Annotated in this window: 22 protein-coding genes; 11 read left to right on the top strand and 11 right to left on the bottom strand. The window is 65.8% G+C overall.

Annotated elements, in window-relative coordinates; all coding sequences use genetic code 11:
• Positions 1–61: 61 nt before the first annotated feature.
• From PX554_RS13035 to PX554_RS13020, 4 genes are read left to right on the top strand one after another with little or no spacing between them, the layout of a single operon-like run.
• Entirely contained in the window at positions 62–2,101 is a 2,040-nt protein-coding gene (locus tag PX554_RS13035; RefSeq protein WP_275502669.1) for a protein-disulfide reductase DsbD family protein, read from the top strand.
• Positions 2,098–3,003 (top strand): subclass B3 metallo-beta-lactamase, encoded by a 906-nt coding sequence (gene bla, locus PX554_RS13030; protein WP_275502359.1) that lies wholly within the window; start codon positions 2,098–2,100, stop codon positions 3,001–3,003. Before PX554_RS13035 ends, bla begins: the two co-directional genes overlap by 4 nt.
• 16 nt (positions 3,004–3,019) lie before the next feature.
• Complete coding sequence (locus PX554_RS13025; protein ID WP_275502357.1) at positions 3,020–4,528, top strand: circularly permuted type 2 ATP-grasp protein; 1,509 nt, start codon at positions 3,020–3,022, stop codon at positions 4,526–4,528.
• Complete coding sequence (locus PX554_RS13020) at positions 4,528–5,463, top strand: alpha-E domain-containing protein (protein WP_275502355.1); 936 nt, start codon at positions 4,528–4,530, stop codon at positions 5,461–5,463. The genes PX554_RS13025 and PX554_RS13020 overlap by 1 nt, the downstream gene beginning before the upstream one ends.
• A 162-nt stretch (positions 5,464–5,625) precedes the next feature.
• Here PX554_RS13020 and PX554_RS13015 read toward each other — a convergent pair whose 3' ends face one another.
• From PX554_RS13015 to PX554_RS13000, 4 genes are all read right to left on the bottom strand, one after another.
• Entirely contained in the window at positions 5,626–6,237 is a 612-nt protein-coding gene (locus PX554_RS13015; RefSeq protein WP_275502353.1) for an alpha-ketoglutarate-dependent dioxygenase AlkB family protein, read from the bottom strand.
• A complete protein-coding gene (locus PX554_RS13010; protein ID WP_275502350.1) occupies positions 6,237–7,106 on the bottom strand; it encodes a hypothetical protein in 870 nt (289 codons plus the stop codon). The genes PX554_RS13015 and PX554_RS13010 overlap by 1 nt, the downstream gene beginning before the upstream one ends.
• 782 nt (positions 7,107–7,888) lie before the next feature.
• Positions 7,889–8,683 (bottom strand): arginyltransferase, encoded by a 795-nt coding sequence (locus tag PX554_RS13005; RefSeq protein ID WP_093222290.1) that lies wholly within the window; start codon positions 8,681–8,683, stop codon positions 7,889–7,891.
• A 181-nt stretch (positions 8,684–8,864) separates the two neighbouring features.
• Positions 8,865–10,118, bottom strand: a complete 1,254-nt coding sequence (locus PX554_RS13000) for a threonine ammonia-lyase (RefSeq protein WP_093222286.1) — start codon at positions 10,116–10,118, stop codon at positions 8,865–8,867.
• Positions 10,119–10,207: 89 nt separating this feature from the next.
• Between PX554_RS13000 and PX554_RS12995 the strand changes: the two genes are divergently transcribed.
• The 4 genes from PX554_RS12995 (at position 10,208) to PX554_RS12980 (ending at position 14,032) form a co-directional block, all read left to right on the top strand.
• Positions 10,208–11,854: an amidohydrolase gene (locus tag PX554_RS12995; RefSeq protein WP_093222283.1), complete on the top strand. Its 1,647-nt coding sequence runs from the start codon at positions 10,208–10,210 to the stop codon at positions 11,852–11,854.
• A 241-nt stretch (positions 11,855–12,095) separates the two neighbouring features.
• Positions 12,096–12,929: an alpha/beta hydrolase gene (locus PX554_RS12990; protein WP_275502345.1), complete on the top strand. Its 834-nt coding sequence runs from the start codon at positions 12,096–12,098 to the stop codon at positions 12,927–12,929.
• Positions 12,930–12,984: 55 nt separating this feature from the next.
• On the top strand, positions 12,985–13,776 hold the full coding sequence (locus PX554_RS12985) for a serine hydrolase domain-containing protein (protein WP_275502343.1): 792 nt from the start codon (positions 12,985–12,987) through the stop codon (positions 13,774–13,776).
• The gene (locus PX554_RS12980; RefSeq protein WP_275502341.1) at positions 13,742–14,032 is read left to right on the top strand and encodes a hypothetical protein; all 291 of its coding nucleotides are present in this window, start codon (positions 13,742–13,744) and stop codon (positions 14,030–14,032) included. The genes PX554_RS12985 and PX554_RS12980 overlap by 35 nt, the downstream gene beginning before the upstream one ends.
• Before the next feature lie 163 nt (positions 14,033–14,195).
• Here the strand turns inward: PX554_RS12980 and mauJ are convergent, their stop codons facing one another.
• The 4 genes from mauJ to PX554_RS12960 all read right to left on the bottom strand — a co-directional run bounded on the left by mauJ (position 14,196) and on the right by PX554_RS12960 (position 17,196).
• Positions 14,196–15,572 (bottom strand): methylamine utilization protein MauJ, encoded by a 1,377-nt coding sequence (gene mauJ / locus PX554_RS12975; RefSeq protein WP_275502339.1) that lies wholly within the window; start codon positions 15,570–15,572, stop codon positions 14,196–14,198.
• Between the two features lie 348 nt (positions 15,573–15,920).
• Positions 15,921–16,331 (bottom strand): hypothetical protein, encoded by a 411-nt coding sequence (locus PX554_RS12970; RefSeq protein ID WP_275502338.1) that lies wholly within the window; start codon positions 16,329–16,331, stop codon positions 15,921–15,923.
• 138 nt (positions 16,332–16,469) lie between these two features.
• Positions 16,470–16,736, bottom strand: coding sequence for a hypothetical protein (locus tag PX554_RS12965; RefSeq protein WP_275502337.1), 267 nt, complete (start codon positions 16,734–16,736; stop codon positions 16,470–16,472).
• Positions 16,737–16,845: 109 nt separating this feature from the next.
• The gene (locus PX554_RS12960) at positions 16,846–17,196 is read right to left on the bottom strand and encodes a DUF3147 family protein (RefSeq protein WP_275502334.1); all 351 of its coding nucleotides are present in this window, start codon (positions 17,194–17,196) and stop codon (positions 16,846–16,848) included.
• Positions 17,197–17,462: 266 nt separating this feature from the next.
• Between PX554_RS12960 and PX554_RS12955 the strand changes: the two genes are divergently transcribed.
• Positions 17,463–18,176: a CPBP family intramembrane glutamic endopeptidase, BDIM_20840 family gene (locus PX554_RS12955; protein ID WP_275502331.1), complete on the top strand. Its 714-nt coding sequence runs from the start codon at positions 17,463–17,465 to the stop codon at positions 18,174–18,176.
• An 87-nt stretch (positions 18,177–18,263) separates the two neighbouring features.
• Here PX554_RS12955 and ctrA read toward each other — a convergent pair whose 3' ends face one another.
• The 3 genes from ctrA to PX554_RS12940 form a co-directional block, all read right to left on the bottom strand.
• On the bottom strand, positions 18,264–18,962 hold the full coding sequence (gene ctrA, locus PX554_RS12950) for a response regulator transcription factor CtrA (protein ID WP_093222277.1): 699 nt from the start codon (positions 18,960–18,962) through the stop codon (positions 18,264–18,266).
• A 139-nt stretch (positions 18,963–19,101) separates the two neighbouring features.
• Positions 19,102–20,142 (bottom strand): AI-2E family transporter, encoded by a 1,041-nt coding sequence (locus PX554_RS12945; protein WP_275502326.1) that lies wholly within the window; start codon positions 20,140–20,142, stop codon positions 19,102–19,104.
• Between the two features lie 4 nt (positions 20,143–20,146).
• Positions 20,147–21,046 carry a LysR family transcriptional regulator gene (locus PX554_RS12940; protein ID WP_275502325.1) on the bottom strand — a complete coding sequence of 300 codons (900 nt, stop codon included), beginning with the start codon at positions 21,044–21,046 and terminating at the stop codon, positions 20,147–20,149.
• Positions 21,047–21,269: 223 nt separating this feature from the next.
• On the opposite strand from PX554_RS12940, the gene PX554_RS12935 reads away from it, so the two are divergent.
• Entirely contained in the window at positions 21,270–21,968 is a 699-nt protein-coding gene (locus tag PX554_RS12935) for a pirin family protein (RefSeq protein WP_093222267.1), read from the top strand.
• A gap of 130 nt (positions 21,969–22,098) precedes the next feature.
• Complete coding sequence (wrbA, locus tag PX554_RS12930) at positions 22,099–22,701, top strand: NAD(P)H:quinone oxidoreductase (protein WP_275502322.1); 603 nt, start codon at positions 22,099–22,101, stop codon at positions 22,699–22,701.
• Positions 22,702–23,084: the final 383 nt, after the last annotated feature.

The raw sequence follows: 23,084 nt of genomic DNA, 5'->3' as shown, positions 1-23,084 counted from the left end.
TAACGAAGCACTCCCGCGCGCGGCTATGGCCGAGACGTGGTTTGCCGACAAGGACTGCCCGATGCGTGCGCTTCATTACCTGTTCGTGACGATCCTGGCGGTCTTCGCCGCGAGCGCGGCGCGCGCCGATGCCCCCGGCGCGCTCGGGGCGGGTCCGCACCTCGCGATCCGCCTGGTCGCGGAGAGCGCGACACCGGCGGCCGGCAGCACGGTGACGCTTGCGCTGGACACCCGGCCCGAGCCCGGCTGGCACGGCTATTGGCAGAATCCGGGCGATGCGGGCTTCCCGGCGAAACTCGACTGGAGCTTGCCCAAGGGCGTCACCGCCGATCCGCCGCTATATCCGGTGCCCGAGCGGCTGCTTGTCGCTGGGCTGATGAACTATGTGTTCGAGAAACCCTATGCGCCGCTGGTAAAGCTGCATGTCCCGGCGGGGCTGGCGGCCGGAACCGCGCTGCCGGTCAAGCTCCACATGTCGTACCTCGTCTGCACGCAGACCGTGTGCGTGCCCGAAGCCGCCGATCTCGCGACCGACCTGACCGTCGGCGACGGCGCGGCGACGGCGGAGACCCGCGCGCGTTTCGACGCGTGGCGGCGCGCCATCCCCAAGCCGCTCGGCGCGGCGGCGACGGTCCAGTCTGCGAATGGCGCGTTGCGGATCGCGGTGCCGTATCCGGGGGGCGCCCCGCTCGCGGACGCCTATTTCTATCCGGCCTCGACCGGTCTCGTCGATTATGCCGCCCCGCAGACGATCACGCGCGACGGCGACCGGATCGTCATCACCACCAAGCCGGGCGCAGGCGGGAGCGGCACGCTCAGTGGCGTGCTGGCGATCGGCGGCGGGCAGGGGCTGGTCGTGGATGGCAAGCCCGGTATCGTCGCCGCGCCGAGCGCCGCGCCTGCAGAGGCGCCCGCGCCGGGCGCGCTGCTCGCCGTGCTGCTTGCGTTCGGCGGCGCGATGCTCGGCGGGCTGATCCTCAACATCATGCCTTGCGTGTTCCCGATCCTGAGCCTCAAGGCGCTGAGCCTCGCGCGCGGCCATCTCGACGAGCGTGCGGCGCGGCACGAGGCGCTTGCCTATACGGCGGGCGTGGTCATGGTGTGCGTCGCGCTCGGAGCGGTCATCCTGGCGCTGCGCGCCGGCGGCAGCGCGATCGGCTGGGCGTTCCAGTTGCAAGACCCGCGGGCGATCGTCGTGCTGCTCCTGCTCGTCGTCGCGCTGTCGCTCAATCTCGCCGGGCTGTTCGAAATCCCGACACCGCGCTTCGTCAACGCGGCGGGCGGGGCGGGCGGTGCGTTCGCGACCGGTGCGCTCGCGGCGTTCATCGCGACGCCCTGCACCGGCCCGTTCATGGGCGCGGCGCTCGGCGCGGCGCTGGTGCTGCCCTGGTATGCCGCGCTGGCGGTGTTCGCCGGCCTCGGCATCGGCCTCGCGCTGCCGTTCCTCGCGCTCGGTTTCGTGCCCGCTTTGCGCAAGCTGCTCCCCAAGCCCGGCGGCTGGATGGAGACGTTCCGGCGCATCCTGTCGATCCCGATGTGGCTCACCGCGATCGCGCTCGCCTGGGTGCTCGGGCGGCAGGTCGGGGTGAATGGTCTGACCGCGGGCATGGTCGCCGCGCTGGCGGTCGCGCTGCTGCTGTGGTGGGGTGGGCTGCGCCAGCGCAAGGGCAAGCCTTTCGGCGTCGCGGCGTTGGTCGGGATCGTCGCGGTCGTGACGGTCTCCAGCGCCTCCGCCGCGCGGCTCCATGCCCCGGCCCCGGTGGTGGCAAGCGCCGATGAGCAAGCGTTCAGCACCGCCAGGCTCGCACGGCTCCGCGCCGCCAACCGCCCGGTGTTCGCCTATTTCACCGCCGACTGGTGCCTCACCTGCAAGGTCAACGAAAAGGCGGCGATCGAGACCGATGCGACTCGCGCTGCGTTCGCGAAAAAGAACGTCGCGGTGCTGGTCGGCGACTGGACCAACGGCGACGCCGCGCTCGGCCGCTTCATTGAGGCGCACAACCGCGCCGGCGTGCCGCTGTACCTCTATTACGCCCCCGGCGCGGCCGAACCGCAGGTCTTGCCGCAGGTGCTGACCTCTGGGATGCTGGCCGCACTATGATCCGACGCACCCTTGTCGCGCTGCTCGCGCTGGTGGCGACTCCCGCGCTGGCGGAGTCCCCCGCCAGTTGGTCGCAGCCAGTCGCGCCGTTCCACATCGTCGGCCCGATCTGGTATGTCGGCACGCGCGGGCTCGCCGTCTATGCGATCAAGACCGACGCCGGCGCGATCCTCGTCAGCGGTCCGCTCGCGCAGAGCGCGCCGCTGGTCGAACGCAACCTCAAGAGCATCGGCATCGCGCCCGCGCAGCTCAAGCTGATGCTCAACTCGCACGCGCATTTCGACCATGCCGCCGCCTTCGCCGCGCTCCGCCACGACACCGGCGCGCGGCTGGTCGCCTCCGCCGCCGACGCGCCCGCGCTGCGGCGCGGCCGGCACGAAGCCGACAATGAGAACGGCCACACCCGCTTCCCCGCCGTGCCGGTCGATCGCATCGTCCGCGACGGCGAGACGATCCGGCTCGGCGGCGTCGGCATCACCGCCACGCTCACCCCCGGCCACACGCCCGGCTGCACGACATGGTCGATGCCCGTCGCCGATCGCGGGCGTACGCTGCGCGTGGTGTTCCCGTGCAGCATCACCGTCGCGGGCAACGTGCTGCGCGGCAACCGCGCCTATCCGGGCATCGTCGCCGACTATCGCCGCAGCTTCGCGCGCATGGCCGCGATGCCCGCCGACATCGTCCTGCCGATGCACCCCGAGATCGCCGACGTGCTCGGCCGCGCGGCCCGCGCCCGCGCCGGCGCGGGCACTGCGGCGTTCGTCGATCCGGCGCTATTGCGGCGGATCGTCGCCGAGGCGCGGGACGATTTCGACAAGAGCGTCCACGCCGAAGGTTTCTCCGCAAGAAACCGTCTTGTGCGCCGCAATAATCCGTCGCAGCATGGGGCCAACGGCACATAGGAGCGTTACCGGTTCGATGGGAATACGTCAGGCGTTCGACGAGATCATGGGGCAGGCCGGGTCGACGATACCCAGATCCGAACTCGCGGCGCTTGGCACCTGGATCGCGGGCACGCCTCCCGAGGATCTGCGCCGCCGCCAGCAGTCCGCCGAAGCGACCTTCCGCCAGCTCGGCATCACCTTCGCCGTTTATGGCGACAGCGACGCCAGCGAACGCATCATTCCCTTCGACATCGTCCCGCGCATCTTCCTCGCCAGCGAATGGGCGCGGCTGTCCGAAGGGCTGGTCCAGCGCGTCGAGGCGATCAACGCCTTCCTCGACGACATTTACGGCGCGCAGCGTATCCTCAAGGACGGTGTGCTGCCCGCCGACCTGATCCTCGGCAACCCGCAATTTCGCCCCGAGATCGCCGGCATCCGCCCGCCGCACGGCATCTGGGCGCATATCTGCGGGATCGACCTCGTCCGCACCGGCCCGGACGACTTCTTCGTGCTGGAGGACAATGCCCGCACGCCCTCGGGCGTCAGCTACATGCTCGAAAACCGCGAGGCGATGCTGCGGCTGTGCCCCGAGCTGTTCCACCATTTCCGCGTCGCGGCGGTCGATTCCTACCCGGACCGGCTGCTCGAAACGATGCGCTCGGTCGCGCCGGAGGGCGTCGCCGCGCCGGTCTGCGTGGTGCTGACGCCGGGCCACTACAACTCGGCCTATTATGAACACAGCTTCCTCGCCGATTCGATGGGGATCGAGCTGGTCGAGGCCGCCGATCTCGTCGTCGAGGACGATGTCGTCTGGATGCGGATGATCGGCGGGTTGGTGAAGGTCGACGTGATCTACCGCCGCATCGACGACGATTTCCTCGATCCGCGCGTGTTCCGGCCCGATTCGATGCTCGGCGTGCCGGGCCTGATCGGCGCCTATGCCGCCGGCAACGTCGCGCTCATCAACGCGCCCGGCAACGGCATCGCCGACGACAAGGCGATCTACAGCTACATGCCCGAGATCGTGAAATATTATTCCGGCAGCGCGGCGAAGCTCCCCAATGTCGAAACCTGGCGTTGCCGCGAACCCCAGGCGCTCCGCTACGTGCTCGACAATCTCGACGATCTCGTCGTCAAGCTGGTCGACGGCTCGGGCGGCTACGGCATGCTCGTCGGCCCCACCGCGACCCGCGCCGAGATCGAGGCGTTCCGCGCCGCGCTGATCGCCGAGCCGCACCGCTACATCGCCCAGCCCACGCTCGCGCTCTCGACCGTCCCCACGCTCGGCGACGCGGGGCTCGCGCCCCGCCACGTCGATTTCCGCCCGTTCGTCCTCACCGGATCGTGCGGGGTCCAGGTCGTGCCCGGCGGGCTGACACGCGTCGCGCTCAAGGAAGGGTCGCTGGTGGTCAATTCGTCACAGGGCGGCGGCACCAAGGACAGTTTCGTCCTGATGGACGACGGCGCGATGCTGCAAGCGCAGGGGCCGGGCGGCATGACCCAGTCGATCGGCGGCATGACCCAGCGCATGGGCGGCAACTGATGCTCGCGCGCACCGCTTCGTCGCTCTACTGGCTCGGGCGCTATGTCGAGCGCGCCGACTTCATCGCGCGGCTCGTCGAGGCGACGATCCGCCTCGACGCGCTCTCACCGCGCCCGGCAGGCCGGGTCGCGTGGGAAAGCGCGCTCGCCGTCACCGATACAGTCGCCGCCTTCGCCAAGACCGGCGAAGAGGTCGGACAGGATGCGGTCGCGCGCTTCCTCACGCTCGATGCGACGCATTCGGGTTCGCTGGTCCGCTCGCTCGACATGGCGCGCAACAACGCCCGCGCGGTCCGCACCGCGCTCACGCGCGAGGCGTGGACCGGCATCAATCAGGCGTGGCTGCTGTTCCAGAACCGCGCGATGCCCGGCGGCGCCGCCGCCACGCTCGCGCTCACCGAAGCGGTCAAGACCGCGACGCGCGGCTTCGAAGGCGCGATCCACCGCATGCTGCGCAACCAGACGACCTGGTTCATCCGGCTGGGGCAGGCGGTGGAGCGCGCCGACAACACCGCGCGGCTGCTCGACGTCAAATACCACATCCTGCTGCCCGCCGGCGAGCCGGTCGGCGGCGTGGTCGATCGCGATCAGTGGACGACGATCCTGCAGACCGTTTCCGCCGTCACCGCCTATCGCTGGCTCTATTCGGAGGGCCTCCAGCCCGCGAACGTCATCGACCTGCTGATCGCCCGCGCCGAGCTGCCGCGCAGCCTCGCCGCCTCGGCGGAGGAAACCGTCGAGATCCTCGATCTGCTCGCCAGGCGCACCGGCCTGCACGGCGAGGCCGACCAGATGGCGCGGGACCGCCACGCCCGCATGCTCAAGACCCATTCGAAAGCGGTGATCGCGGGCGGGCTGCACCAATATCTCGAACGCTTCCTCGCCGAGAACGACGAACTCCACTTCGCGATCGCGGGACAGTTCCGGTTCGGGTGAGCCGGCACGGCTCGCCGGGGGGCGACGGCGCCGGTCGGCGAGGGCGGCGGTCGCCCGCAACTCAGACGTTCGCGACGCCATACGGATATGCGAAAATGGAGTTTGGTTTAGAGTGTCGCAACGCTGACTCGGCAACGTAACATGCGGCAGGGCCTTTGCCGACTATACGAGAATGGTTCGGAATGTCAGGTTGACCCTTGGCCCTATAGCCTGACGCGCTTTTGCGATACCGTGTCGGTAATTATGCTGCGTTTCTCCCTTCATGATCAGAAGGCTTCCCGAAGCTAGAACGATCTTGATTGTCCGAGATTCGGGAATGCGTTTGCTCTTAAGGAGAAGTGGGCGCTCAGCCCCCAGAGACACCGACGCAATAGTCGGATTATGTCCAAGCTCTTTCTCATCGTCGCTGTGCATTCCCATACTATCGTTGTTATCGCGATAATAATTTAGCAATACACTGTTGAATTTATTTTTTGTTACAGCTTCAACTCTCCGTTTGATGTCAATGAGGATATCCGTCCAAGGTAATGGGCTGAGATATATGCCGGAGTAACGGTAAGCCGTACCCTCATCGCCAAACCAAGCGACAAGCCTAGGTTGTTTGAACGTCTTTCCCCAAAACTTCACATCTTCTTGCCGCCAAGGCACTTCGTCGATCAATCGTTTAAGAATAACGTCGTGAGGTAAGCCGATATCGAACGAGGACTGATAGTAGACCTCGGCACCGGGAAGTGGTATCCGCTCAAGATCGGTGAAGGCAGAGAATAGGTCCACTATTTGATCTTCTTAAGTATGCGGGTCGAGATCATAGATTTAAGTTTAGGGCTTTGGCCAAATTTGGTTTTATACTCACCAAGTTCGTCGGATTGCTCGGAGCCGCGAGGTGTTGTCCATTGGTTATCATCCTCATAAAGGCACTCTACGTCTTTTATACCCCTCAAAAAACTATCAAAAAATTCATTGAACTCTTTGTGGCCGTTATCAATGTATAAAAAATTAGCTCCAATAGATGCCTCTGTGAATATCTTGTCCCAAAAATCGCCAACAACACCGCCCTTATCGAAAGCTTTCACCTCTGAGACAAAATAGCTGAATGTGAACAGATCGGCCAAAAGAAACTTCTTTTGACTATTCCACGATTCAGGTTTTGTCACATCAAGAGGTTGAAAATTGACATTGATGGGCACCGGGCTTTGGAGTGCGTCGCCAATCTCGGTCCACGTATCTGCCCAAGCTTGCTCTCCATCTAAAAGGTAACACGTCAGCTTCTTGACAGGCTCCTTCTTGTTTTCCGAAAGGTACTTTAGGACGCCCATAACGTCGCTGCCCGGCCCACCGCCGACGCACGATAGGCGAGCAGACTCAGCGCTAAATACCTTGCCCCCATTCACGTCGCGGAGAGCTTCGAGAGTTTGGACGACGTAATCGCCGTGTGTCGCGACATACTTCATCACGTAGGCAAAACGGGTCGCAGGATCGCGATAGCTGATCGCTCGTCGGCTGGAATCGGTCAGGCCTCTGTAACCACCCGCTAGGTAGCTAATCTTTGCCTTGATCTTGTCATCAAGTGATGCGCCGTGCTGCGCTTTGCCCTCGTCATACAACTCATCCAACGCGACCTTCACAAGCTCGAACAGCGTCACATTCAGCCTCCCTGTTTTCATAAGCTTATCATTTTATATGTGTTGGTCGAGAGGCGCCGACCCCGTGATCTGCAACTTGCGGAGATTTGCGAGGATGAGCGCGCTGTGACCCCATAGCCCTCCTGCTCTCTCTCAATTACCGCGTGCGTAAGGCGAGCGGCGCTGTCGCGCGCGAAGTTCTTTCATCTCTGCAGGCGTATCGACTATCCGATACCTGTTCTTCCCGAAAGCGGCTAGACGGCTCACATCCAACGTTGGACGGCCCGCTCGCTGCGTCGGAAGGGCATTGCGTGACTGTCAGGTCACGCGCGGTCATTGCTCGCGTGATACCAGGTCGGGGGCTTTCTGGCTCACAGGGCGGCTTGCTCATACGCCGCGCTTAAACATTGGGGGGCATATCGTATGCCCAGCATCGACATTCCGGCCTCGATCATAAGCATGCCCACGAGCGGGCGCCGCCGCTCATGATCGCCTCAAGCGACGCCGCGCCGGTTCCACGGCATTACGCGCAGCAGCTTCGCCATCTCGCACCAGCCCGACAAAATGGCGTCACCTATCTGCGCATCCCGGTGACGTGGCGGCAACACGGCGCCTGATCCCGGCTTGGCGGCCGGCCTGTCCTACAGGCTCCGTTTCCGGCAGACCGGCGGCCATGCTCCTCGACAGTCTCGCCTCCTTCAACGCGCCGCGCGGCGCGTGCCCGCGCGCCGGGGATGGCCAAACGTCGCACCGCCGAACCGCGACGCGGATGGACAACCTTTGCCACGTTGCGCCGAACGCGGTCAGGCGATCTCGTCGGCCAGCATCGAATAATGTTGCGCCGGCGGATGGTAGGTCGCGTCCTCGTCGACGAGCAGCGCCCAGCCTTTCGGCCCGAGCGCCTCGATCGGGCGGTAGCGCGTCTTGTACGCCATCCGCGCGGAGCCTTTCACCCAATAGCCGAGATACACATAGGCCAACCCCGCGGCCCGCGCGCGCAGGATATGATCCATGATGATCATGCTCCCGAAGCCCGGCCGCGCGCCGGCATCGGCGTCGAAGAAGCTGTAGATCATCGAGAGGCCGTCAGCCTGCTGGTCGGTCAGGCAAGCGCCGATCAGCTTGCCCGCCGCGCCGCTCGCCGCCGGCTCGCGATATTCGATGACGAAGCTGTTGACGGGCGAATGCTCGACCATGTCGGCATAATCCTGCTCGTCCATCTCGGCCATGCCGCCGCCGGGGTGGCGCGCGCCGAGATAGCGGCGCAGCAGGTCGAACTGCTCCTCGGTCGCCCACGGGCGGCACACCGCGATGTCGAGATCGGCGTTGCGGCGGATCTGCTTGCGCTGGGTCGCGTTCGGCGCGAATTCGGATGCGATCACGCGCACCGACACGCACGCCGAACAGCCCGCGCAACTCGGCCGGTAGGCGACGGACTGGCTGCGCCGGAAGCCGATCCGCCCCAGCGCGTCGTTGAGATCGCCGGCGTGCGGGCCGCGCAGTTCGGTGAAGACCTTGCGTTCGTGGCGGCCGGGCAGATACGGGCACGGCGACGGGCTTGTGACGAAGAATCGGGGGAAACGAAAAGGCGCACTCACCGCCGGATGGTCCTTTCACCGCCGCCACGGATGCGGGGCTGGAAGCTCTTATGAATCGCTCCACGCGTGATGAAAAGCGGCTTTACCACCAAAGAGAGTTAACGCGCCGAAAGCGTCCTGTCGTGCCGATTCGCGGAGCCGCGCCCCGGAACGGGGCGCAAGACACGCGGCATCCGCACCGTCAGCCAAGTTCGACCGCGCTCACCTCATAGCCCTCGGTCCGCAGCGCCGCCTTGAGCCGCTCGAGATGCGCGAGGTCGCGCGTCTCGCACTCGACATCGAGGCTGAGCCCCTTGGCCGGCAAGTTGGTGAAGATCCGCTGGTGCGCGAGTTCGAGGATGTTGACTCGCTCCTGCTCGAAGATCCGCGCCACGCCGTAGAGCGCACCGGGTTGGTCGCGCAGCACGATCCGCAGCCGCGCCAGCCGCCCCGAGCGGGCAAGGTCGCGCAGCAGCACGTTGGCGAGCAGCCGCGTGTCGATGTTGCCGCCGCACAGGATGATACCGACGGTGCGTCCGCGGAACCGCTCGGGGTGCTGGAGCAGCGCGGCAAGACCGGCGGCGCCAGCGCCCTCGACGACGGTCTTCTCGATCTGGAGCAACAGGCTGACCGCGCTTTCGAGGCTACGTTCGCTCACCAGCACGATGTCATCGACCAGAGAGCGCACGATGCCCGAGGTGATCGTGCCCGGTTCCTTGACCGCGATGCCCTCGGCCAAGGTATCCCCGGCGCACGGCATGTCGGTGCCGTGGATGCGGTTGTACATCGAAGGGAACAACTCGGCCTGCACGCCGATCACCTCGATCGGCGCTCCGCCGCGCTCGGCGCTGATCGCGCGCGCGACGGTCGACATGCCCGAGATCAGGCCACCGCCGCCGATCGGCACGATCAGCGTGTCGAGAGCGGGCACGTCGGCGAGCATCTCGATCGCGACCGTGCCCTGCCCGGCGATCACGCGGGCATCGTCGAACGGGTGGACGAAGGTATAGCCGCGTTCCGCCTCCAGTTCTCGGGCATGGGCGTAAGCGGCATCGAAGGTCTGCCCGAACAGAACGACGTTGGCGCCGTGGCTCTCGGTCTGCATCACCTTCACGGTCGGCGTGGTGGTCGGCATCACGATCGTCGCCGGGATGCCGAGCCGGCTGGCGTGATAGGCGACGCCTTGTGCGTGATTGCCGGCCGAGGCGGCGATCACGCCCATCGCGTTCGGCCCGAGCTGGAGCAGCGTGTTGAGCGCCCCGCGCTCCTTATAGGCGGCGGTGAACTGCAGGTTCTCGAACTTGAGATAGACGGTCGCGCCGGTCAGGTTCGAGAGCGTGCGGCTGATGAAGGTCGGCGTGCGGACGATCGCGTCGGCGATGCGCGCATGCGCGGCGCGCACATCCTCGATCGTGACGGGGAGGGTTTCCGTGTCCATCTTCGCTTGCGTCGCCATCGTTCGTTCCGTGCGCGGCCAGAGCGCGGCCGAGCGCGCGCCCTAGACCATCTGGCGCAGCGAAGGAACACGCCTTATCGCACATCGATATGCGTTCGCTCATCCCTCTCGTCGCGCTCGTCGCGCTCGCCCCCACTCCCGCCTTCGCCGATGCGCTGGTCGATAACGTCAACGGCATGACGCTGGACAAGGACGGTCGCGTTATCCGCTTCAACGCCTTGCTCATCAGCCCGGACGGGAAGGTTCTCAAGCTGCTGCAAGCCGGTGACAAGCGGCCGGAGCGGCTCGACTGGCGCGCGGACGAGAAGGGCAAGGTGCTGCTGCCCGGCTTCGTCGATGCGCACGGCCATGTCATGAGCCTGGGATTCCGCGCGCTCGAACTCGATCTGTCCGACACACATTCGCTCGACGAGGCGAAGGCGAAGATCGCCGCTTATGCCGCCGCCAATCCGGAGCGGAAGTGGATTATCGGCGGCGGCTGGAATCAGGAGGCGTGGGGGCTGGGCCGGTTCCCGACCGCCGCCGATCTCGACGCGGTGGTCGCCGACCGGCCGGTGTGGCTGTCGCGCGTCGATGGCCATGCGAGCTGGGCGAACAGCGCGGCGATGAAGGCGGCGGGCGTCACGCCCAAGAGCGTCTCGCCGGCCGGCGGGCGGATCGAGAAGACCGGTACCGCGCCGAGCGGGGTGTTCGTCGACGCCGCGCAGAACCTGGTCGAGAAAGTCGTGCCGCAGCCGCTGCCCAAGGAACTAGACGCGGCCTTCCTGCGCGCGCAGGAGACGCTGCTGAGTTACGGCATCACCGCCACGTCGGACATGGGCACGAGCCTCGACGAATGGCTCTCGTACCGGCGGATGGGCGATCTTGGCGCTTTGCGCGTACGGATCATGAGCTACGCGGGCGGGGTCGAAACCGCGATCCGAATCGGGGGAACCGGGCCGACGCCGTGGCTGTACAACGACAAGCTCCGCATGGGCGGCGTCAAGCTGTTCGCCGACGGCGCGCTCGGCTCGCGCGGCGCGTGGCTGAAGGCGCCGTACAGCGATGCGCCGGGCCAGTCGGGCGCTGGGTTCATGAGCGACGACGTGATCCGCAACCTGATGAGCCGCGCGGCGATGGATCATTATCAGGTCGCGGTCCATGCGATCGGCGACAAGGCCAACGCGCAGGTGCTCGACGCGATCGATGAGATGGCGCAGACCTATAAGGGCGACCGGCGCTGGCGCGTCGAACATGCGCAGATCGTGGACCCCGCCGATCTGCCACGCTTCGGCAAATATGGCACGATCGCCTCGATGCAGCCGGTCCACGAAACGTCGGACCGGGTGATGGCCGAGGCGCGGCTCGGGCCGGCGCGGCTGGCGGGCGCTTACGCCTGGAAATCGATGCTGGCGAACGGCGCTGGCCTCGCGTTCGGCACCGACTATCCGGTCGAAAGCCCCGATCCGTTCGCGGGCTGGGCGGCGGCGTTCACCCGGCAGGGGGCGGACGGCCAGCCCTCCGGCGGGTGGCAGCCGCAGGAGGCGATCTCGCGCGAGGCGGCGTGGCGCGCCTATACGATGGACGCGGCCTATGCGGGGTTCGCCGAGGCGAAGTTCGGACGGCTCGCGCCGGGCCAGCGCGCGGACTTCATCATCGTCGATCGCGACCCGCTGCTCGCCTCGCCCGGCGATCTGCGTGCGACCAAGGTGCTGCAGACCTGGGTGGGCGGCGAGAAGGTGTGGGTCCGCAAGTAGCGCGGCAAAGATGGCTAACGTTGCCTATGCCGCGCGCGGGACGAAACGTGACAGCCCGAGCGACGTTTGCCACGATTGCGGTGGCGGCGACGATGGGAAAGCGCGGCCGCGAACATGCCAGCGCGGGCGCGTGTAGGACAGGGGCGCGCCGATTCCGACGCGAGATCACACGCGCGTGTCATGCGGGCGCCATGTCGGGCGGCGCAAGGCGCGGGCGGGGGTGATGGTGAAGGATGACATGATGGGTTCGCGTTCGAAGATCACACCGATGCTGCTGGCGCCGCTCGCGCTGGCGCTGCTGCCGGCGGCGGGGTTCGCGCAGCACCGTGCGCGCGGGGACGATCAGGGCGTCTCCGAACGGCTGTTCGATCTGCCGCTGGCGGGCGGCGCGACGCAGAAGGCGCTGCTGGTGATGCCGCCGCACGCGCGCGGGACGATCGTGATGCTGCCGGGCGGGGCGGGCGATGTCGGGCTCGAACGCGACGGCGATATCCGGCACGGCGACAATTTCGTGGTGCGGACGCGCGCGCTGTGGGCGCGGCGCGGCTATGCGGTGCTGATCCCCGACACGATCGACCGCGCCAATCTTCGCGGCGTGCGCAGTTCGCCGGGCTATGCGCGGCTTGTCGGCGATTTGGTCGGCTTCGCGCATCGGCAGGTCGCCGGGCCGGTGTTCCTGCTCGGCACCAGCCAGGGCGCGATCGCGGCGATGAACGGCGCGGCGCACGCGCCCGCCGGCAGCATCGCCGGGGTGGTGCTGACCGAATCGGTCTCGGTGCGGGGCGGGAGCGGGGAGACGGTGTTCGATGCCAGCCCCGAGCGCGTGCGTGCGCCCGCGCTGATCGTCGCCAACCGCGACGACCGCTGCGATGTCGCGCCGCCGCAGGCCGCGCCCAGAATCGCCGCCGCGATGAAGGCGAGCCGCGACGTGCGCGTGCTGATGGTCTCGGGCGGGGTGACGCGATCGGCCAAGGCCTGCGGCTCGCTGACGCCGCATGGCTATTACGGGATCGAGGACGCGGTGGTGGCGAAGATCGGCGCGTGGATCGGCGCGCATGGTTTCGGGAAGGGCTGACCCGCAGCAGAGCGCGATGCTAGGGACAGGACGCAAGGCTGCGGTGGGGGAGGGGATGAGGGTTGGTGTCGCCTTTGGGCTTGCTGCGCTTGCCGGGTTTCTCGCCGCCCCCGCTCACGCATCCGGGCGACCCGACCTGGATGCCGTTCTGGCGCGTTGGGATCGCGACGAGCATCCGGACCTTCGCGGCGTCGTCGTCGTACGTGACGGCCGCCGGGTCGCGGAGCGATATTACGACGGGGCATCCCCGAGCGAGCTACACGATATCCGGTCAGCCGGTAAGAGCATTACCGCCCTGCTGGTGGGCATCGCCATCGACCGCGGCGCGATCGCTTCGGTTGATGATCCCGTATCGAAATACTGGCCGGAGGCGTCCGGCAGCGCTATCGGCGCGGTCCCCCTTCGCGATGTGTTGTCGATGCGCTCCGGCCTGGCGGCGTTCGATGAAGACCCCGCCTCTCCCGGTAACGAAGATCGTATGGATGCGTCGGGCAATCCCATGGCCTTCGTCCGCCACATTCCATCCGCCGACGCGCCCGGCACGCGCTATCGCTACAATTCGGCGACCGCCTACTCGGCCGGCGTGGTGGTCGCGAAGGCGACCCGAGAGACGATGAGCAGCTTTGCGCGCGCGCGCCTGTTCCGGCCGCTCGGGATCACCCGCTGGAACTGGCAGAGCGACGCTTCCGGCATGACGAAGGGTCAGGGCAATCTTTCCCTGACCGCGCGAGCTTGCATCGATCGGCGAGATGGTCCGCAACAATGGACGGTTTCAGGGGCGCCAAATCGTCAGCGCCCATTGGATCGCGGCGATGCTCGCCCCGCATGTCAGCATCGGGGCAGATGATCCCTACGCCGATCAGTACGGCTATTTCTGGTACGGAAAGGTGCAGCACGTCGCAGGCAAGGCCCTTCCGGTGTCGTTCGCATCGGGCAATGGCGGCAACAAGATTTACGTCATCCCAGCGTGCCATCTTGTGGTTGCCATCACGTCTTCCGCCTATGGGCACGGCTACGGTCAGCGCAGATCGGAGACGATTTTAAGAGGCGTGCTCGCAGCGGAAGTGCAGGCCGGCGAGTGCCAAACCAGCGGATCGCGGTAATCGTACCGGGCAGCGTAAGGGCGTCTCGATCAAGGATCGTTGCGGGAGGTCGCATTGGCGGCTTGCGCCCACATACGGTCATTCAGACCGTCCTCCCATCTCCCGCGAACCGGACGCTTGTTCATCGCAGCCTCATACGGCGGCTAAGCACCCCCAACATCGGTTATTCGTTCGCAGCCCCAGCTTGCTCCCGGTCTGCAATGAATTTATCCCATGCAGCGAGCTCCGCCATATGACCATCGAAGTTCGCCATCATGTTAAGCGGAAGATAGGCATCGACACGGGAGATCAGTGCCCCGTTGTCCGCGTCCCAAATCTGAATTTCTCCGTTGCCGAAATAGTCCCAAATAAACCGGCATCGCTCCTTCCCATTCTTAGCGGCCAAGACACTGCCGTCGTCATACACTTTGAAACTATGGTCGAGGTCGAATTCGAGACGTTCCTCCGTGAAGTTCAGCCAAAACATAATTTCGGCCAAGCCATCGACGCTGCGGTAGACCAATTCAACGCGCTGGTTCGACAGCCCGGCATGCACCGGCATCATACCCTCAAGCAGCGGAAACGGGTCGCTGCGTCGCAACCGAAAATTGATTTGAGGAAGGTCGATGTGGGCTTGCACGTCCGGCGGTTCGGGGAGCAGGCTGGCTTGGACGACCGGAAGCGGGAGAATGCCCTTCCAACCGCGCAATTCATACAGGTGCTCGCGCCAAGCTTTATGGCTCGTCTGAATTCCTAGATGATCTTCGATCGCCAACACCGCCAATGCTTCAATAATCGGCCGTTCCGCTTCCAATCGCCGGGCATCGCGCGGGTCGTCGGGGTTGATGATAGGGTCGGACTTCGCGTGCGCGATTGCATGCCGACCAGATTCCCGAAGATGTTTGCCGATGTCGCCTTGAACGACAGCTTTGAGTTTATCGAGTGCGTCCTTCGCGCGGTGGCCCTCAACGCGATCGATGTTCGCAGTGACCCAAGCGCCCCGCGCTGGCCCGTTTGGGATTGCCGTTTCGAGCGCGCGAAAGAACGACAAAAAGGAATAGCCGGGATGGTTCAGGCCGCGGCCTTCGCGGATAAGAGCCAAAGCCAACTTTCCTGACCCGCCTTCAATCGCCGGCAAGTCAGACAAATCAAATTCATCGCGAATTGCGTTGCCGCTCGATTGCTGGCGCCCCATCATGCGCGGCAAATTTCCGCCGCTCATGTGGACGACGATTGCGCCCGTATCCTGAAGCCAAGCCAAGACGCTCAAGGCGCGGTGAAGCAGGGCAAAGCATTCATCGCGGTCCATATCGGCCGGCTTGTTCGCGGCTAGTCCCGGATAGTGGTCCGTCGTGAGTGGCATGACCCAAACTTGGCGCCCGTCGAATACGAAGGATTGCGGCTTGGTCGGCCAGGCGGTGCGGGTATCGATATTAATGCACACCCAATCGCCGTTCACGAGCAGCCCGGGTGTGTCCGCGACGATCTTGTTGAGCGAACTCATTTTCAGGTTAAGCACCGCTCGATGTTCTCCGAGACCAAGCGCAATTTTCAAGCGCATCTAAATCAATCCGTAGCTGAACGAGCGTCTGCTTCAAGCGATCGGTCGCCAAGAAGCGGCCAGTCTGCTCCTCACCAGGACGAGACATTCGCGTGTACGAGCCGCCGCCCGAAAGGGGTAACGCGGGGGTACGATCACGACCTTTTAGCCCGGAGCGCGCCCGAAATCCGACGCTGCGGTGAAAGCGCGGCGGAGGGCTCCTCCGCCGCGCCAGGCACCGCCAAAGTCAGGCCGCTTGAAAGCGGCCCTTCCGCAGTCGGGGGAGAAAAGCGGCCCGGCGGCTCCCGCCCAACTCGGCCATTTAGCCGGTCGGATGTCATCCTGAACCGGCCAATGGCATCAATCCGTTCAGTAAGGCCGATAATAGGCAGCGTTTCCTTCGAATTCTGCGATGGTGTCCGCGACCTTCACCGGCGCTGTCACATCCTCGGGGAGTGTTGCCGCGCCGAACCGCGCCTTCACGTCGCACATGTCGCTGGTTCGAACGCCGCTGATCACCAGCGCCCCGCAACTGTTCTTGACGATGACGAAATGCGATTCGCCTGCGGCTCGCGCTAGCCGGGCAACTTGGTAAAGCGCGATCGGACCGGCCATCCCCTGCGGCGCCCCTCGATCTACCTGGCTATGAACGCGGGCCACGCCATTTTTCACGGTACCCGTCGCATAGCCCTGACGCACTCGGAAAAAATTTAGCCGTTCCGCAGCAGCAGCGGCGTCCAAACCCAATACGCTAAACATCAGTAACGCAGCGAACCGCATGAGATCATCCTTCTGTACCCGCACCTGACGTCAGTTCCGGCCACCTGTCCACCTGAAGCTGCCTTTCCGCTATCCGCCACTTTTCGCCGTTCTCGACACCTTCGCGATCGGATGACGGCTCCCGCCCAACAGCGGACATCATTGATGCTTGAACGTCCAGCTTCGATCCTCACCGGGTTCGCCGTTGAAGAGGTACCGAATATCGTCGATGTTTCCGTTCGGCCAGACCACCAACTCGCGTTCGTTGATGAAGTCGATCTCCAACGTGTCGCCAGAAGTTGGGCCGTCCCAGATGAGTGTCAGCTTATCGCCGGGTTCCAGTTCAAAGCACTTTGGCCAAGGCTCGACTGAGACATAGATCGGACGATCCTTTCGATTGACGAAGGTGTGCTGCGCTCGTGCCATGAGCCTAACCTAAGGCTACTCACCGCTGTGTCCAACGCCCGTTTTCCACCAGATCACGGCGTTCGCGATCGACAAGGCGGATGGATGGCTGCCGCCCACAGTCGGCCATTTAGAGTTGCAAGCCGAGGCGAGGAGCGATCCACGTCATGGCAGCGTACAGCGCAACGGTGAGCCCGCATCCAATAAGCAAAGCCGCCCAGAATGGTGTTCCGTGTCGCAACACAGCGGGGATCACGAGGAACATCGGGAGCGACGGCAGGACGTACCAAAAGGTCGCCTGCGAGTGCGCGGCCATGTTCGCCGCATCCGGTCGCTCGCCCCAAAGCCAGATCATGCCCAGAACGGAAACCAAAGGAAGCGACGCGATCAAGGCGCCGAGGCCGGGATAGCGCTTGGCCAGAGTGGACGCCAGCGCGACGAGGATGCCCGAAATGGCGGCTTTGAGGGCGAGGTACAGCATCGATCCATCATAGCCGCCGTCATCGAGCGCGCTAGCGCATTGGATACACGAGGTCGGCTTGCCACCAGTTTCCCCGTTCCCGCCACAAATGTACGGCCACCCAGTCCGAAAGCCCACCGGCGGCTAACCGGAAGAAAGGCTGCCCGGCGGCCCCACGTATGGCCGGACTCGAGAGCGTTGGTCCGTCCCGCAAACCCGCCATTGCCCGGACGACTTCAGACCGATATGCCGTGTTGCATCGGCAATACGGGTCCGGGGGCGGCGGCGTGGATGGCTTGATCGGCTTGGGTGGAACGGTGGTGATCCTGCTGGTGCTGGGTGGCGCGATCGGGTTCGTCGACCGGCGGGCCTTCGCTCCGCGCTGGCTGCTGGTCGCGAGCCTCGTGGTGGCGGTCAACGATGCCTGCATGACGCGCGCTTATGGCCTGGTGCCGGATCTCGTCGGCGGGGACTGGAATTGGCAGGGCAAGTTGCTCGCGCTCGCCGCGAGCCTGGGCATAGCCGCGCTTCCGACATTCGGCTGGCGCCGCTCGGGCCTGAGGTTTTCGCAGGACGCCGGCAGCCTGAAGGCGGCGGTGCCGGTCGCCGCGCTGTATTGCGCTTTCTTTCTCGCGGTCGCGCTGGCTTTTCCGGGCGGCAAGGTCGATGCGGAGGAAATCGCTTTCCAACTCACCATGCCCGGTTTCGAGGAGGAGGTTTTCTACCGTGGCATCCTGCTGTTGGCGCTCGACCGAGCCTTCACCGGCCGGCTGCGGTTGTTTGGCGTCGAGTGGGGCTGGGGGGCGGTGCTATCCTGCATGCTGTTCGGAATGGCGCATGCGTTCGGCTTCTCCGGCGGCCATTTCTCGTTCGACGCGATGACGATGGCGCTCACCGCGCTGCCGTCCTTCATCGCGGTGTGGCTGCGGCTGAGGACCGGGAGCATTGTGCTGCCCGTCCTGCTTCACAATTTCGGCAATTCCTTGTCGCTGCTGATCTGAAATCCGCGTCCTTCCCGGCAAACGCGAAAGCGGCCGCGACGCCCCCCGGCATCGCGGCCGCCTCGCGGTAGCCGGTATGCGCGCGCGTCAGGCGACGGCGGCGACGACGTCCTCGGTCTCGCGCAGCACGTAGCCGCGGCCCCAGACGGTCTCGATGTAATTGTCGCCGTCGCAGGCGAGGCTGAGCTTCTTGCGGAGCTTGCAGATGAAGACGTCGATGATCTTGAGCTCGGGTTCGTCCATGCCGCCGTAGAGGTGGTTGAGGAACATTTCCTTGGTGAGCGTGGTGCCCTTGCGCAGCGAGAGCAGCTCGAGCATCGCATATTCCTTGCCGGTCAGATGGACTCGGCTGCCGTCGACCTCGACCGTCTTGGCGTCGAGATTGACCGCGAGCTTGCCGGTGCGGATCACCGACTGGCTGTGGCCCTTCGAGCGGCGCACGACGGCGTGGATACGGGCGGTGAGTTCCTCGCGGTGGAACGGCTTCGTGACGTAATCGTCGGCGCCGAAGCCGAAGCCGCGCACCTTCGAATCCATCTCGTTGATGCCGCTCAGGATCAGCACCGGCGTCTGGATGCGGGCGGCGCGGATCTTCTTGAGCACGTCATAGCCGCTCATGTCGGGCAGGTTGAGATCGAGCAGGATGATGTCGTAATCATACAGCTTCGCCAGATCGATGCCCTCTTCGCCCAGGTCCGTCATATAGACGTTGAACCCCTCGGCGGAGAGCATCAAGTCGATCGCCTTGGCGGTGGTCGGCTCGTCTTCAATCAGTAGCACGCGCATCTGGCAGTTCCCCTGTCGTCTCGCGGCCCGGACGCCCCCTTAAGGCTCGGCGCGTTCAAGACGGTTACAGTAACCGCAACGGATGTGAACGCAAAAGGTTAATTTAGCGCTAACCGGCCTGTATCCACGAGTCGCGCGGTTAATCCTCGGGCGCGGCGACATCCTCGCCCAGCATCTCGCGCAGATACAGGCTGCGTACCAGCGTGAAGATCACCACCAGCAGCGCCGCCGAGAAGAACAGCCCGAACAGGCCGAACACCGTGCCGATGCCGATGATCGCGAACACCGTGATCGCCGGCGGGATGGCGATGACGCGGCTCTGCACCCAGGGGGTGAGGAAGTTGGTCTGGACGAGGCGGACGCCGGCATAGGTGACGAGCGCGCCGACCAGCGGGCCGGTGCCGACGCTCGCGCCCAGCCCGAGCGCGGGCAGCATCGCCGCCGCCGGCCCGATATAGGGGACGAATTCGCTGAGCCCCGCGAGCAGCCCGAGCGCCGCCCAGGACGGCACGCCCGACAGCCATAGGCCGAAGGCGACGAGCAGCCCCATCGTCGTCATCAGGATCAGTTCGGCGCGCAGCCACAGCCGGAGGTTGCCCTCGACATCGTCGATCGCGTCCGAGATGGCGGGGCGGATGCCGCGCGGGATCATCAGCAGCGCGCCGCGTTTGTAGATGCCGGGATCGGCGGCGAAGAACAGCGCGCCGATTAGCAGAAGCAGGCAGTTGAGGATGAGCTCGCCGCCGCCCGTCACCAGCCCGCCGATGTCGCGCGCGACGCGCGAACCGGCGAAGGCGGCCTGCACCGCATCGACGATCTTGGCGCCGACCGGGCTCTGCGAGGCCCATGCGCCGAGCTGCTGGAGCAGCGAGGGCAGCCGCAGCACGAGCGCGTTGATCTGCGCGCCGAACTGGATGCCGAACAGCCAGACGAGGAAGGCGATCGCCGCGAGGATCGTCGCGATGGCGAGGCCGAGCGCGCCCCGGCGCGCGAGGCGCAGGCGTTCGGCGTAGAGATCGGCGAAGGCGTGGATCACGATCGCGCCGAGGATCGAGCCGAACGCGAGGATCAGCAGGTCGCTCGCTTTCCACAGCGCGACGAGCACCGCGACGATCAGGATCAGGAGCATGCAGCGGCGCACGAACCGCGTATCGTCTGCGTCGGGGCGGAGGCGGTTCATGGTGTCAGGTAACGCAGACGGCGCGGAACCGCTCCGTGAGGAAGGCGATCAGCGTTTCGACGCGCGCCGGGCGCAGGTTGCTGGGCGGGGTCATCAGGTGGAGCGCGATCGGCGGGGCGGACCAGCCGGGGAGGATCGCCTCGAGCGTGCCGCGCGCGAGATCCTCACCGACGATGAAATCGGGGAGCAGCGCGATGCCGAGCCCGGCGCGCAGCGCGGGAAGCATCGCGTCGCCGCTGTTCGAACGCATCGGCCCGCTCGGGCGCAGCGCCGCCTCCTCGCCGTCGGCGCCGGTGAAGCGCCACGGACCGGAGACGTTGGTATAGGCGAAACAGGCATGTTCGCCGAGCTGCGCGGGATGCGTCGGGCGCCCGCGCCGGTCGAGATAGGCGGGCGCGGCGACGACGAAGGTGCGGATCGGGCCGAGCCGGCGCGCGCGCAGCGAACTGTCGGGCAGGTTGGCGATCCGCAACGCGATGTCGATCCCCTCGGCGACGATATCGACCTTGGTGTCGGAGAGCTGGAGGTCGATCTCGATGCCGGGATGCGCGGCCAGGAAATCGGCGAGCATCGGCGCGAGCTGGACCATGCCGAGCGTGGTCGGCGCGGTCATGCGGATCAGCCCCGACGGCGCGGTGGCGGCGTCGTGCGCCGCTTCCTCCGCGGCCTGCGCGTCGGCGAGGATGCGGCGCGCGTGTTCGGCCAGCGCGGTGCCGCTTTCGGTGAGCGTGAGCCGGCGCGAGGTGCGGTGGAACAGCGACTGGCCGAGCCGCGCCTCGAGCCGGCTGATCGCCTTGGAGATGGTGGCCTTGGAGGTGCCGACCGCATCGGCGGCGGCGCTGAACGAGCGGTGTTCGACCACGCTCGCGAAGATCGCCCAGGCTTCGAGATCGGGAAGGCGCATGGATGTCCCTTCTTCACTCCCCTGCCTGGAAGGGAGGGGCTGGGGGTGGGTTGGTTCGCGAGGATATGTTTCGTCGGCCACGAGCCGACCCACCCCCGACCCCTCCCTTCCAGGGAGGGGAGGAATGCTTATCGTTGGAAACGATTGGTTTCCAGTGTTTCCATTTACGAGTTGATAGAAATCTCTATCTTCCCGGCATAGTCAGTCCTTCGGGAGCACCGCCATGATCGAGAAACGATCGTTCGAGAGCCTGGGCCATGCCGATCACGGCTGGCTCAACGCGCGCCACCATTTTTCCTTCGCCGATTATTATGACCCGACCCGGATGGGCTGGGGCGCGATCCGCGTGTGGAACGACGACGAGATCGCCGGCGGCAGTGGCTTCCCGCCGCATCCGCATCGCGACATGGAGATCATCACCTATGTCCGCACCGGCGCGATCACGCATCAGGATTCGATGGGCAACCAGGGCCGCACCGGCGCGGGCGACGTGCAGGTGATGAGCGCGGGCACCGGCGTGCGCCATGCCGAATATAATCTGGAGAAAGAGACGACCACGCTCTTCCAGATTTGGATCGAACCCAAGCGCACGGGCGGATCGCCGAGCTGGGGCGCCAAGCCGTTCCCCAAGGACGACCGCAGCGGCCAGTTCGTCACGCTCGCGAGCGGCTTCGCGGAGGATGCTGGCGCGCTGCCGATCCGCGCCGACGCGCGGCTGCTCGCCGCCACGCTGAAGGCGGGCGAGACGATCACCCACGCGGTCGGCCCGGGCCGCCACGCCTATCTGGTGCCGGCGACCGGCGCGATCGAGATCGCGGGCGTCCGCTACGAGGCGCGCGACGGCGTCGCGATCGGCGGCGGCGAGACGATCGCGATCACCGCGATCGCGGACGCCGAACTGGTGCTGGTCGATTCGGAGTAAGGTACTCCCCTCCCGCTTGCGGGAGGGGGCGGGGGAGGGCGTGTCCAACCTCACCCGTTAGCGTTTCAGGACATGCCTCCCCCAGCCCCTCCCGCAAGCGGGAGGGGAGATTAGACGAAGGACCATACACATGGCTAAAGTTCTGGTGCTCTATTATTCGTCCTACGGCCATATCGAGCAGATGGCCGACGCCGTCGCCGAAGGCGCGCGCTCGGCCGGTGCCGAGGTCGATATCCGCCGCGTCGCGGAAACCGCACCACAGGCGGCGATCGAAGCCGCGCACTTCAAGACCGACACCGCGCATCCCGTCATCGAGAGCCCTGACAAGCTCGCCGAATACGACGCGATCATCGTCGGCGCGCCGACCCGCTTCGGCCGCATGCCGAGCCAGATGGCGAGCTTCTGGGACACCACCGGCGGGCTGTGGTTCACCGGCAAGCTGATCGGCAAGGTCGGCGGCGCGTTCACCTCGACCGCGAGCCAGCATGGCGGCCAGGAGACCACGCTGTTCTCGATCATCACCAACCTGATGCATCACGGCATGACGATCGTCGGGCTGGATTATGGCTATCAGGGCCAGATGGGCGTGAAGGAAGTCCATGGCGGCACGCCATATGGCGCGAGCACGCTCGCCGACGGCGACGGCAGCCGCCAGCCGAGCGACGTCGATCTGGGCGGCGCGCGCCACCAGGGCAAGCGGATCGCCGAGACGGCGGCCAAACTGTTCGGCTGATGCGGATGCCCCCCGCCCGATGCGGGCGGGGGCGTTACCATCGTCGTTCGCGTCACAGCCCCCGACCGTTCGTGTCGAGCGAAGTCGAGACACCTGCGCTTTGGGCCAGTCCCTCGGCTTCGCTCGGGACGAACCGGGGGGGCGGCGAGGGTCGGCACCGTGGGCGGGCGCTCACCAAGAACACGAACGCCGCCGTGCGGGGTTCCCGTGCGGCGGTGTTGCTGTGCGGGCGGGCCGGATCGTATCACCACCGTTCGCGTCGAGCGTAGTCGAGACGCTCGCGCGCGGGGCTTGTCCCTCGACTTCGCTCGGGACGAACGGTGGGGAGGCGCTAGAGTCAGCGCTGTGGGCGGTCTTCAGGAACACGAACGCCGCGTGCGGGT

The organism is Sphingomonas pollutisoli (genome assembly GCF_029167165.1).
GTDB classification, from domain to species: domain Bacteria; phylum Pseudomonadota; class Alphaproteobacteria; order Sphingomonadales; family Sphingomonadaceae; genus Sphingomonas; species Sphingomonas pollutisoli.
The sequence above is the reverse complement of the archived record's forward strand: the minus strand, read 5'-3'. Positions and strand labels throughout refer to the sequence as shown.

Excerpts from the sequence above, each read along its gene's own strand:
- PX554_RS12985 (WP_275502343.1), top strand. The coding sequence starts at position 12,985 with ATGAGGGTTGGTGTCGCCTTTGGGCTTGCTGCGCTTGCCGGGTTTCTC.
- PX554_RS12935 (WP_093222267.1), top strand. The coding sequence starts at position 21,270 with ATGATCGAGAAACGATCGTTCGAGAGCCTGGGCCATGCCGATCACGGC.
- PX554_RS13000 (WP_093222286.1), bottom strand. The coding sequence starts at position 10,118 with ATGGCGACGCAAGCGAAGATGGACACGGAAACCCTCCCCGTCACGATC.
- PX554_RS12970 (WP_275502338.1), bottom strand. The coding sequence starts at position 16,331 with ATGCGGTTCGCTGCGTTACTGATGTTTAGCGTATTGGGTTTGGACGCC.
- PX554_RS13025 (WP_275502357.1), top strand. The coding sequence starts at position 3,020 with ATGGGAATACGTCAGGCGTTCGACGAGATCATGGGGCAGGCCGGGTCG.
- wrbA (WP_275502322.1), top strand. The coding sequence starts at position 22,099 with ATGGCTAAAGTTCTGGTGCTCTATTATTCGTCCTACGGCCATATCGAG.
- PX554_RS12965 (WP_275502337.1), bottom strand. The coding sequence starts at position 16,736 with ATGGCACGAGCGCAGCACACCTTCGTCAATCGAAAGGATCGTCCGATC.
- bla (WP_275502359.1), top strand. The coding sequence starts at position 2,098 with ATGATCCGACGCACCCTTGTCGCGCTGCTCGCGCTGGTGGCGACTCCC.
- PX554_RS12945 (WP_275502326.1), bottom strand. The coding sequence starts at position 20,142 with ATGAACCGCCTCCGCCCCGACGCAGACGATACGCGGTTCGTGCGCCGC.
- PX554_RS12990 (WP_275502345.1), top strand. The coding sequence starts at position 12,096 with ATGGGTTCGCGTTCGAAGATCACACCGATGCTGCTGGCGCCGCTCGCG.
- PX554_RS12995 (WP_093222283.1), top strand. The coding sequence starts at position 10,208 with ATGCGTTCGCTCATCCCTCTCGTCGCGCTCGTCGCGCTCGCCCCCACT.
- mauJ (WP_275502339.1), bottom strand. The coding sequence starts at position 15,572 with ATGCGCTTGAAAATTGCGCTTGGTCTCGGAGAACATCGAGCGGTGCTT.
- PX554_RS12940 (WP_275502325.1), bottom strand. The coding sequence starts at position 21,046 with ATGCGCCTTCCCGATCTCGAAGCCTGGGCGATCTTCGCGAGCGTGGTC.
- ctrA (WP_093222277.1), bottom strand. The coding sequence starts at position 18,962 with ATGCGCGTGCTACTGATTGAAGACGAGCCGACCACCGCCAAGGCGATC.
- PX554_RS13035 (WP_275502669.1), top strand. The coding sequence starts at position 62 with ATGCGTGCGCTTCATTACCTGTTCGTGACGATCCTGGCGGTCTTCGCC.
- PX554_RS13020 (WP_275502355.1), top strand. The coding sequence starts at position 4,528 with ATGCTCGCGCGCACCGCTTCGTCGCTCTACTGGCTCGGGCGCTATGTC.
- PX554_RS12980 (WP_275502341.1), top strand. The coding sequence starts at position 13,742 with ATGCTCGCCCCGCATGTCAGCATCGGGGCAGATGATCCCTACGCCGAT.
- PX554_RS12960 (WP_275502334.1), bottom strand. The coding sequence starts at position 17,196 with ATGCTGTACCTCGCCCTCAAAGCCGCCATTTCGGGCATCCTCGTCGCG.